Source organism: Actinosynnema sp. (assembly GCF_052038725.1).
The window spans coordinates 1-5,893 of record NZ_JBQGCX010000940.1; the positions used below are offsets into that span (position 1 = coordinate 1).

The following is a 5,893-nucleotide window of genomic DNA, read 5'->3' on the forward strand; positions in this document are numbered from 1 at the left end:
GGTCAGCGGGCGGTCCGGGTAGATGTTGATCCACACCTTGCCGCCACGCTTGATGTAGCGCGTCCTGGCGATACGGGCCGACTCGATCTGCCGGTTGGTGACGTAGGCCGGCTCGAGGGCCTGGATGCCGTAGTCACCGAAGGCGACGGTCGTGCCGCCCTTGGCCATGCCGCTGCGCCCCGGGTGGTGCTGCTTGCGGTGCTTGACTCGACGGGGAATCAACATCAGGACTGCTCTCCCTCGGTGGTAGCGGGGGCGGCCTCGGCGGCGGGCGCGGACGCCTCACCCTGCGGGGCGGAGTCCTCGCGACGCGGGGCACGACCGCCACGACGGTCGCCGCCGCGGGGGCCGCGGTCGCCGCCACGCTCGCCGCCACGACGGCGGTCGCCGCCACGCGGGCCGCGGTCGCCGGCGGCGGCCTCCTCGCGGGCCAGCTCCTTGGCGGTCAGGTCGCCCTTGTAGATCCAGACCTTCACGCCGATGCGGCCGAAGGTGGTCTTGGCCTCGTAGAAGCCGTAGTCGATGTTCGCGCGGAGCGGGGGCAGGGGCACGCGGCCCTCGCGGTAGAACTCCGAGCGCGACATCTCGGCGCCACCGAGGCGGCCGGAGCCCTGGATGCGGATGCCCTTGGCGCCGGCGCGCAGCGAGGACTGCATCCCCTTGCGCATCGCGCGACGGAAGGTCACGCGGGCGGCGAGCTGCTCGGCGATGCCCTGGGCGACCAGCTGGGCGTCCACCTCGGGGTTCTTGACCTCGAGGATGTTCAGCTGGACCTGCTTGCCGGTGAGCTTCTCGAGCTCCCCGCGGATGCGGTCCGCCTCGGCGCCGCGGCGGCCGATGACGATGCCCGGGCGGGCGGTGTGGATGTCCACGCGGACGCGGTCACGGGTGCGCTCGATCTCGACCTTGGAGATGCCGGCGCGGTCCATGCCCACGGAGAGGAGGCCGCGGATCGCGACGTCCTCCTTCACGTAGTCGCTGTAGCGCTGACCCGGCTTGGTCGAGTCGGCGAACCAGCGGCTGCGGTGGTCGGTGGTGATGCCCAGGCGGTAGCCGTACGGGTTGATCTTCTGCCCCATCAGCGGGCACCTCCCTGAGAGGTCGTCGGGCGAGCAGCCACCATCACGGTGATGTGCGACGTGCGCTTGTTGATGCGGCTGGCGCGGCCCTGGGCGCGCGGCCGGAACCGCTTCATGGTCGGGCCCTCGTCGACGAACGCCGAGGAGACCACGAGCGCGGTCTCGTCGAACGCGGTGCCGTGCTGGTCCGCGGCGAACCGGGCGTTGGCCACGGCGCTGTTGAGGACCTTGAGCACCGGCTCGCTCGCGCTCTGCGGGGCGAACCGCATGAGCGCGACCGCCTCCGGGACGCTCTTGCCGCGGATGAGGTCCACGACACGGCGGGCCTTCATGGGCGTCACCCGGACGAACCGGGCCTGCGCCTTGGCTTCCATGGTGCTTCCTTCGTTGATGGCCGTGCTCATCGACGCCGACCCTTCTTGTCGTCCTTCTCGTGACCCTTGAACGTGCGGGTCGGAGCGAACTCACCGAGCTTGTGGCCGACCATCGACTCGGTCACGAAGACCGGGATGTGCTTGCGGCCGTCGTGCACGGCCAGCGTGTGGCCGAGCATCTCGGGGGTGATCATCGACCGGCGGGACCAGGTCTTGATGACGTTCTTGGTACCGGCCTCGTTCTGCGCGTCCACCTTCTTGGAGAGGTGGTCGTCGATGAACGGGCCCTTCTTCAGGCTGCGAGGCATGTCTGGTTAGCTCCCTGCTTCTGCTCAGCGCTTCTTGCCGGTCCGGCGACGGCGCACGATGAGCTTGTCGCTGGGCTTGTTGGGCTTGCGGGTACGGCCCTCGGGCTGTCCCCAGGGGCTGACGGGGTGACGACCACCGGACGTCTTGCCCTCGCCACCACCGTGCGGGTGGTCGACCGGGTTCATGACGACACCGCGGACGGTCGGGCGGCGGCCCTTCCAGCGCATGCGGCCGGCCTTGCCCCAGTTGATGTTGCTCTGCTCGGCGTTGCCGACCTCGCCGATGCTCGCGCGGCAGCGGGCGTCGACGTTGCGGATCTCGCCGGAGGGCATGCGCAGCTGCGCCATGCGACCCTCCTTGGCGACCAGCTGGACGCGGGTGCCGGCGGAGCGGGCGATCTTGGCGCCGCCGCCGGGGCGCAGCTCGATGCAGTGCACGACCGTGCCGACCGGGATGTTGCGCAGCGGCAGGTTGTTGCCCGGCTTGATGTCGGCCGACGGACCGTTCTCGATCACGTCGCCCTGGCGCAGCTTGTTCGGCGCGATGATGTAGCGCTTCTCGCCGTCGGTGTAGTGCAGCAGCGCGATGCGGGCGGTGCGGTTGGGGTCGTACTCGATGTGCGCGACCTTGGCGTTCACGCCGTCCTTGTCGGCGCGGCGGAAGTCGATGACACGGTAGGCACGCTTGTGGCCACCACCGATGTGACGGGTGGTGATGCGACCGGAGGCGTTGCGCCCGCCGGTCTTGCTCAGCGGCCGGACCAGGGACTTCTCGGGAGTCGTCCGGGTCACCTCGACGAAGTCCGCCACGCTCGAGCCGCGTCGGCCCGGCGTCGTCGGCTTGTACTTACGGATAGCCATAGTGGTTGCAGTCCTTTAAGTTTCTCGTCCTCGACCCGCGGCTCAGAGCGTGCCGAAGATGTCGATGGTGCCTTCCTTGAGCGTCACGATCGCGCGCTTGGTGTCCTTGCGCTTGCCCATCCCGAACCGCGTGCGACGGGTCTTGCCCTGGCGGTTGAGGGTGTGCACCGAGCTCACCTTGACGCCGAAGATGCTCTCCACGGCCTTCTTGATCTCGGACTTGTTCGAGCGGGGGTCCACCACGAAGGTGTACTTACCCTGGTCGAGCAGCGCGTACGACTTCTCGGAGACGACCGGCGACAGCAGGATGTCGCGCGGGTCCTTGTTGAGGGCCGGGGTGCTCACTTGGTGTCCTCCTCGGTGGTGGCGGTGCCGCGGGACGCGCCCGAGACGAAGGCCTCGAGGGCGGCCTGGGTGAAGACCACGTCGTCGGAGCACAGCACGTCGTAGGTGTTGAGCTGGTCGACGAAGAGCACGTGGACGGCGGCCAGGTTGCGCAGGCTGCGCAGGCCGATCTCGTCCGCCCGGTCGATGACGACGAGCAGGTTGGGGCGCTCGGTCAGGCCGGAGAGGGCGCTCCAGGCGGTCTTGGTCGACGGGGCCTCGCCCTCGACGATCCCGGTCAGCACGTGGATGCGGCCGTGGCGCGCGCGGTCGGAGAGGGCACCGCGCAGGGCGGCGGCCTTCATCTTCTTGGGGGTGCGCTGGGCGTAGCTGCGCGGCTGCGGGCCGTGGACCGTGCCACCGCCGGCGAACTGCGGGGCGCGGGTCGAGCCCTGGCGGGCGCGGCCGGTGCCCTTCTGGCGGTAGGGCTTGGCGCCACCGCCGCGGACGGCGCCGCGGGTCTTGGTGGCGTGCGTGCCCTGGCGGGCCGCGGCCAGCTGGGCCACGACGACCTGGTGGATGAGCGGCACGTTGGTCTGCACGTCGAAGAGCTCGGCGGGCAGCTCGACCGTGCCGGCGTCGCCGCCGGTCGGCTTGGTGATGGTGACCGTCGTCATGCGGTTCACGCCCCCTTCGCGGCCGTGCGGACCAGGACGACGCCGCCGCGGGGGCCGGGGACGGCACCCTTGATCAGCAGCAGGCCCTTGTCGGCGTCCACGGCGTGGATCGTCAGGTTCGAGGTGGTCTGGCGCACGCCACCCATGCGGCCGGCCATGCGCAGACCCTTGAAGACGCGGCCCGGGGTGGCGCAGCCACCGATCGAGCCCGGCTTGCGGTGGTTGCGGTGGGCACCGTGGGAGGCCGAGACGCCGGAGAAGTTGTGACGCTTCATGACGCCGGCGAAGCCCTTGCCCTTGGTGGTGCCGGTGACGTCGACGGTCTGGCCGCCCTCGAACGTCTCCACGGTGACCTCCTGGCCGAGCGTGTACTCGGCCGCGTCGGCGGTGCGGAGCTCGACGAGGTGACGGCGCGGCGTGACGCCGGCCTTCTCGAAGTGGCCCTTGAGCGGCTTGGTGACCTTGCGCGGGTCGATCGCCCCGTAGGCGATCTGCACCGCGGCGTAGCCGTCGGTCTGCGCGTCGCGGACCTGGGTCACGACGTTCACGTCGGCCTTGATCACGGTCACGGGGACCAGGCGGTTGTCAGCGTCCCAGACCTGGGTCATGCCGAGCTTCTCGCCGAGGACGCCCTTGACGCTGCGCGTGGTGGTAGCAGTCATTGGTCGGTACCGGTCCTTACAGCTTGATCTCGATGTTGACGTCCGCCGGCAGGTCGAGACGCATCAACGAGTCGACCGCCTTGGGCGTCGGGTCGACGATGTCGATGAGGCGCTTGTGCGTGCGCATCTCGAAGTGCTCGCGGCTGTCCTTGTACTTGTGAGGCGACCGGATGACGCAGAAGACGTTCTTCTCCGTCGGGAGCGGCACCGGGCCGACCACGGTGGCGCCGGCACGGGTCACCGTGTCAACGATCTTGCGCGCCGAGCTGTCGATGACCTCGTGGTCGTACGACTTAAGCCGGATGCGGATCTTCTGTCCCGCCATCGCTTGTCTGACTCTCTCTCGTCGTCCTACTGAACATTCATGGCCGTCCGCAGCGAGCTCTCCCCGACCCCCGAGGTCGGGCGTGTCGCCCTTCCAGCGTGGGTGCCCCGTGTCAGGATCTGCTCCACAGGGCGGTGTTCGAGCCCGGCTGCGGCCGGGGCTTGCGCTGCCGTCGCCCGCACCGGGACCACGCTGGGGGAAACCCAGGCTGTCCGCGGCGCGTGCCGGACGGCCGGCGGCGGGCACATGGGTGCTCACCGCGCGTCAAGCAACCTGTCCAGTGTGCCATGTCAACCGCGCTGCACCCAAATCCGCCCCAGGGCCTCCCCGGGACGGCCCGCCCCGGGACGCGACCGGGCCCCCGCCACCAGGGGTGACGGGGGCCCGGTCGAGCCGTGGCGGCGACTAGATCACTTGAGGATCTTGGTCACGCGGCCGGCACCGACGGTGCGGCCACCCTCACGGATGTTGAACATGAGGCCGTCCTCCATGGCGATGGGCTGGATCAGCTCGACGCGCATGTCGGTGTTGTCGCCCGGCATGACCATCTCGGTGCCCTCGGGGAGGTGCACGACGCCGGTCACGTCCGTGGTGCGGAAGTAGAACTGCGGGCGGTAGTTGTCGTAGAACGGGGTGTGACGGCCACCCTCGTCCTTGGACAGGATGTAGGCCTGCGCCTCGAACTCGGTGTGCGGGGTGATCGAGCCCGGCTTGACGATGACCTGGCCGCGCTCGACGTCCTCGCGCTTGGTGCCGCGCAGCAGGAGGCCGACGTTCTCGCCCGCACGACCCTCGTCGAGCAGCTTGCGGAACATCTCGATGCCGGTGACGGTCGTCTTGGTGGACGACTCGCGGATGCCGACGATCTCGATCTCCTCGTTGACCTTGAGGATGCCGCGCTCGATGCGACCGGTGACGACGGTGCCACGACCGGTGATCGTGAAGACGTCCTCGACCGGCATCATGAACGGCTTGTCCAGGTCGCGCTCGGGCTCCGGGATGTACTCGTCCACGGTGTCCATGAGCTCGGCGACGCTGGCCGCCCACTTCTCGTCGCCCTCGAGGGCCTTGAGCGCCGAGACGCGCACGACCGGCAGGTCGTCGCCCGGGAACTCGTAGGAGGACAGCAGCTCGCGGACCTCCATCTCGACGAGCTCCATGATCTCCTCGTCGTCGACCATGTCGGACTTGTTGAGGGCCACGACGATGTAGGGGACGCCGACCTGGCGGGCCAGGAGGACGTGCTCCTTGGTCTGCGGCATCGGGCCGTCGGTGGCGGCGAC

At 69.6% G+C, this 5,893-nt stretch carries 10 protein-coding genes; all 10 read right to left on the reverse strand.

Annotated features, from left to right (window positions below; genetic code table 11):
* Positions 1-225 (reverse strand): 50S ribosomal protein L16 (gene rplP, locus ACTUAL_RS19890; RefSeq protein WP_440901304.1); only part of this gene is annotated, 225 nt, incomplete at its 3' end.
* Positions 225-1,079, reverse strand: a complete 855-nt coding sequence (gene rpsC / locus ACTUAL_RS19895; protein ID WP_440901305.1) for a 30S ribosomal protein S3 — start codon at positions 1,077-1,079, stop codon at positions 225-227. The genes rplP and rpsC, both read right to left, overlap by 1 nt.
* Positions 1,079-1,453 carry a 50S ribosomal protein L22 gene (gene rplV / locus ACTUAL_RS19900; protein ID WP_440901306.1) on the reverse strand — a complete coding sequence of 125 codons (375 nt, stop codon included), beginning with the start codon at positions 1,451-1,453 and terminating at the stop codon, positions 1,079-1,081. Before rplV ends, rpsC begins: the two co-directional genes overlap by 1 nt.
* A 26-nt stretch (positions 1,454-1,479) precedes the next feature.
* Entirely contained in the window at positions 1,480-1,761 is a 282-nt protein-coding gene (gene rpsS, locus ACTUAL_RS19905) for a 30S ribosomal protein S19 (RefSeq protein ID WP_440901307.1), read from the reverse strand.
* A 24-nt stretch (positions 1,762-1,785) separates the two neighbouring features.
* Positions 1,786-2,622, reverse strand: coding sequence for a 50S ribosomal protein L2 (rplB, locus tag ACTUAL_RS19910; RefSeq protein ID WP_440901308.1), 837 nt, complete (start codon positions 2,620-2,622; stop codon positions 1,786-1,788).
* Positions 2,623-2,664: 42 nt separating this feature from the next.
* Positions 2,665-2,967, reverse strand: a complete 303-nt coding sequence (rplW, locus tag ACTUAL_RS19915) for a 50S ribosomal protein L23 (protein WP_440901309.1) — start codon at positions 2,965-2,967, stop codon at positions 2,665-2,667.
* Positions 2,964-3,623, reverse strand: coding sequence for a 50S ribosomal protein L4 (gene rplD, locus ACTUAL_RS19920; RefSeq protein ID WP_440901310.1), 660 nt, complete (start codon positions 3,621-3,623; stop codon positions 2,964-2,966). Before rplD ends, rplW begins: the two co-directional genes overlap by 4 nt.
* 5 nt (positions 3,624-3,628) lie before the next feature.
* Positions 3,629-4,285 carry a 50S ribosomal protein L3 gene (rplC, locus tag ACTUAL_RS19925; RefSeq protein WP_440901311.1) on the reverse strand — a complete coding sequence of 219 codons (657 nt, stop codon included), beginning with the start codon at positions 4,283-4,285 and terminating at the stop codon, positions 3,629-3,631.
* Between the two features lie 16 nt (positions 4,286-4,301).
* Positions 4,302-4,610, reverse strand: a complete 309-nt coding sequence (gene rpsJ, locus ACTUAL_RS19930; RefSeq protein ID WP_006946210.1) for a 30S ribosomal protein S10 — start codon at positions 4,608-4,610, stop codon at positions 4,302-4,304.
* 410 nt (positions 4,611-5,020) lie between these two features.
* Positions 5,021-5,893, reverse strand: an 873-nt coding sequence (locus ACTUAL_RS19935; RefSeq protein WP_440901312.1) for an elongation factor Tu, incomplete at its 5' end; no start/stop codon positions are given.

What these genes read in the sequence shown, in the direction of transcription:
- rpsC (WP_440901305.1), bottom strand. Translation starts at nt 1,079, where the DNA reads ATGGGGCAGAAGATCAACCCGTACGGCTACCGCCTGGGCATCACCACC.
- rplV (WP_440901306.1), bottom strand. Translation starts at nt 1,453, where the DNA reads ATGGAAGCCAAGGCGCAGGCCCGGTTCGTCCGGGTGACGCCCATGAAG.
- rpsS (WP_440901307.1), bottom strand. Translation starts at nt 1,761, where the DNA reads ATGCCTCGCAGCCTGAAGAAGGGCCCGTTCATCGACGACCACCTCTCC.
- rplB (WP_440901308.1), bottom strand. Translation starts at nt 2,622, where the DNA reads ATGGCTATCCGTAAGTACAAGCCGACGACGCCGGGCCGACGCGGCTCG.
- rplD (WP_440901310.1), bottom strand. Translation starts at nt 3,623, where the DNA reads ATGACGACGGTCACCATCACCAAGCCGACCGGCGGCGACGCCGGCACG.
- rplC (WP_440901311.1), bottom strand. Translation starts at nt 4,285, where the DNA reads ATGACTGCTACCACCACGCGCAGCGTCAAGGGCGTCCTCGGCGAGAAG.
- rpsJ (WP_006946210.1), bottom strand. Translation starts at nt 4,610, where the DNA reads ATGGCGGGACAGAAGATCCGCATCCGGCTTAAGTCGTACGACCACGAG.